At 67.5% G+C, this 3,634-nt stretch carries 2 protein-coding genes and 1 pseudogene; 1 reads left to right on the plus strand and 2 read right to left on the minus strand.

The features are described from left to right. Positions 1 to 149 precede the first annotated feature (149 nt). Positions 150 to 1,246: pseudogene (locus PV350_RS45545) on the minus strand (IS630 family transposase). Between the two features lie 54 nt (positions 1,247 to 1,300). On the opposite strand from PV350_RS45545, the gene PV350_RS45550 reads away from it, so the two are divergent. Further along, positions 1,301 to 1,924: a plasmid pRiA4b ORF-3 family protein gene (locus tag PV350_RS45550; protein ID WP_500339183.1), complete on the plus strand. Its 624-nt coding sequence runs from the start codon at positions 1,301 to 1,303 to the stop codon at positions 1,922 to 1,924. Between the two features lie 427 nt (positions 1,925 to 2,351). Here PV350_RS45550 and PV350_RS45555 read toward each other — a convergent pair whose 3' ends face one another. Further along, complete coding sequence (locus PV350_RS45555; RefSeq protein WP_500339184.1) at positions 2,352 to 3,473, minus strand: IS630 family transposase; 1,122 nt, start codon at positions 3,471 to 3,473, stop codon at positions 2,352 to 2,354. Between the last annotated feature and the right edge of the window lie 161 nt (positions 3,474 to 3,634).

Genomic DNA, 3,634 nt, shown 5'->3' on the forward strand with positions numbered 1-3,634 from the left:
TGCGCTGGTCACAAGCACATGCGGGCCACGCAGCGACCTAATTCCAGGACTCGGCACCAGGGCCGGTCCGCCACCTCAGTAGCCGTTCGTGGCACCAGCTCACCCCACGGGCCTCGGTCTAGTGCAGCGCCGCATTGATCTTGCGGGGGTCATGCGGCTTTGAGTGGGGTGCCGTCGTAGGTCCAGCGGAACGGCTGGGCCTCGTCGTCGTAGGCGAGGGTGAAGTCGCGGATCTGGTTGATGAGGTCCTGGCGCGAGGTGAACTCACCGCGTCGTAGCAGTCGGCGGGCCAGGATCGAAAAGGAGATCTCGACTTGGTTGAGCCACGAGGCGTGTTTGGGTGTGTGGTGGACGGTGAATCTCGGGTGTGCTGCCAGCCAGGCTCGGGTCGCCTTTGAGACGTGGGACGACCCGTTGTCGAGGACCAGGTGGATGGTCAGGGCCGGGTCGATGCTCTGATCCAGCAGTCGCAGGAAGCGGATGAAGGTGGCCGAGTCGTTGCGGGTGATGTCTTCGGCCAGGACCTGACCGGTGTGCACGTCCAGGGCCGCGACGATGGAGGCGGTCCCGTGCCTGCGGTACTCGAACTCGCGCCGCTCGATCTGGCCCGGGCGGGCTGGCCGGGTCGGATGGCGGCGGGATCGAGCCTGATCGCGGTCTTCTCATCCACGCTGAGCACCACCGAGTGGGGCGGGCGGCGCAGGTAGAGCGCGCATACTTCGGTGGCCCTGGCGTAGAAGTCCGGGTCCTCCGGTCGGGTGAGCCAGCCCCGCACCAGGTGCGGTTTGAGATCCAGGTCCGCCAGGATCCGTCCGACCTGGGACGCTGAGATCCCGGTAGAGGCCAGGTGATGGGCGATGGCCCGATGGGTCCACTGGCTGTCGGTGGCGGGTCGGGCGGAGGTGACGGTGGCGACGATGGCCAGGTGCACATCGGGGCCGTAGCGGCGGGAGCGGCCGGGCCGGGGCCGGTCCTCCAGTGCGGCCATCCCCTCGGCGGCGAACCGCTTGCGCCAGCGCCGCACAGTGTCCAGATACAGGCCAAGCGCGCGGGCGACAGCCGCGTTCGCGTCACCCTCCGCATAGGCCAGTGCGGCCCGGGCCCGCTGCACCCGGCGCAACGGAGCAGTCCGCGAACGCGTCAACTCCTGCAGTAACATGCGCTCTTCACTGTCCCAGGCCACCTGGAACGGACTTTCCACGGCGCATGCCCCCACTCCCGCGGCTCCATCAGTCGCGTTGATCATTGTCGTCGGCGAGGGCCACACGCCCGCCGGAAGGCGGTGAGGACGGGTGGCAGGATGGCCGCCATGGCGAACAGCAGGAGTGCGAAGCCGGCCTCGCGGACGGCGCCGAGCAAGACCGTCCACAAATTCAAGATCACCTTGCGGGACTCCCGGCCTCCGATCTGGCGCCGCCTGGAGGTGCCGTCCGGCATCACCTTGCGCGAACTGCACGACGTCATCCAGGCCGCTTTCGGCTGGGAGGACTACCACATGTGGGCCTTCGAAAGCGGACGGGACCGATACGGCACCGCCGACCGTGACCTGGGCATCCGCAGCGCCGCCTCCAAGCAGCTCCGTCAGGTCGCTGCCCGCACCGGCGACCGGCTCCGCTACACCTACGACTTCGGCGACGACTGGGAACACGACATCCTCATCGAGGACATCACCGAGCCCGAGCCGGACACCGCCTACCCCCGATGCCTCACCGGCCGCCGAGCCTGCCCGCCCGAGGACTGCGGTGGCATTTGGGGATACGACTACCTCATCGAGATCCTTGCCGATCCCCACCACGAAGAACACGAAGACCGCCTGGAATGGTTGGGCCTCGCCTCGGCCGACCAGTTCGACCCCGCAGCCTTCGATCCAGCGCAGGTCAACTCCGTGCTATCCACCCACGCGACCGTGCTCGTCAAGAACTGACCCATCACTGCCCGCTGTCAGCAGCCCCATCGCCTACCGACAGCGGACCAGAGACCCCCGCAAGATCAATGCGGCGCTGCACTAGGCTGGAGCTCGGACGGCTCGGGCGTATCAAGAGGTCACCGTGCAGTGGGCTCGCACCACCAACACCAACGAGTGATCATCTGACCGGTGTTGACATGGTGGCGGCCGCGAAGGAACCGAGCGTCACCGCTCTATGCGGAGGCATCAACGCCGAGTTCGCCGAAGGCATCCGCCCGGTGCCCACGCGACCGCCATCACGAGTACGCCGGACTGTCCGCCGCTCTGATGCGAGGCGTCAGTCGCCAGGCAACGTTTAGACGTCACGGTCCAGCATTCGAACAGCACCACAAGGCTCACAGCTCCTCGAGGCACCGTTAACAAGGAATTAGGTTCGCCGGGGTGGTCAGGCTGCGGTTGTCCGTGCGTGTCCGCCCCAGCGGATGCACTTTTCGCTGCGGATGCGGGCGCGTTCGCGGCGTTGGGCGGCGAGGACGTCGGGGTGGCGGGCGTTGGTGTTGCGCCAGCGCAGGTAGGCGTGCAGGGCCCGGGTCTGGGCGGTGTGGTTGGGGTGGTTCGAGTTGGCCAGGGTGAACTGCCGCAGCGGCCCGAAGTGGGCTTCTATCGGATTGGCCCAGGAGGCGTAGGTCGGGGTGAAGCACAGCTCGACCTTGTGTTTCTTCGCCCAGCGGCGGATCTGCTCGCCTTTGTGTGCGGACAAGTTGTCCAGGATCACGTAGATCGGGGCGCCGTCCGGTCGGGCGGCGCGGATCGACTTCAGGGCGGCCAGGGTGTTGGCGGCGCCTTTCTTGCGGCGGTTGACGCCCCAGAGGGTGTCGTCGCCGATGGAGTAGCAGCCGTGGAAGTAGGTGATGCTGTGGGTGCGGTGGTAGGTCGCTGGCAGCCGGTCCGGACGGCTTCGCTCGGCCCAGCAGGAGCCGGCGGTGGGCCGGATGCCCAGGGGCCCGAACTCGTCGAAGGCGAAGACCCGGTCCGGGAAGCGGCCTATGACCTCCTCGATGCGGTCGAGTTTGGCCTCGCGGTCGGGGTCGGGCGATTCCTTCCAGGTCTTGGTGCGCTGGAAGGTGATCCCGCGGCGCAGGAGGAGGCGGCGTAAGGCCTCACGGCCGATACGTATGACGCGGCCGTGGACGCGGTGCAGGTAGGCGGCGAGTTTGCGGATGGACCAGCGGGTGAAGGGCTGGCCGAGGGTGGTGGGGCGAGTGGTGGCCGTCTGGATGACGAAGTCCTCGTCGTCAGGGTTGAGCAGGCGGGGACGGCCTCCCGCCCATCGAGGGTCCAGGCAGGCCAGGCCCATCTCGTTGAACCGGTGGATCACCTCACGCACCGTGTCCTCGTCGGCCTGGACCAGCTGGGCGATCACCGGGACCCGGTTCCCGCCGGCCGAGGCCAGCAGCATCATCGCCCGGCGATAGCGCACCGAACTGGTGCTGCCCCGGCGGACGATCTGCTGCAGCTTCTGCCCTTCCTGATCGGTCAGTCTGCGCACTCGCACAGGCTCGGCCACCACACCTCCCAGCGATCGAAACGGACGCCGCCGCCCATCCAACCGCCCCGACCCCCGACACCGCGAACCTAATTCCTTGTTAACGGTGCCTCGAGGAGCTGTGAGCCTTGTGGTGCTGTTCGAATGCTGGACCGTGACGTCTAAACGTTGCCTGGCGACTG

This window comes from Streptomyces sp. PA03-6a (genome assembly GCF_033792765.1).
In the GTDB taxonomy this organism is placed as follows: Bacteria; Actinomycetota; Actinomycetes; order Streptomycetales; family Streptomycetaceae; genus Actinacidiphila.

Excerpts from the sequence above, each read along its gene's own strand:
- PV350_RS45550 (WP_500339183.1), top strand. The coding sequence starts at position 1,301 with ATGGCCGCCATGGCGAACAGCAGGAGTGCGAAGCCGGCCTCGCGGACG.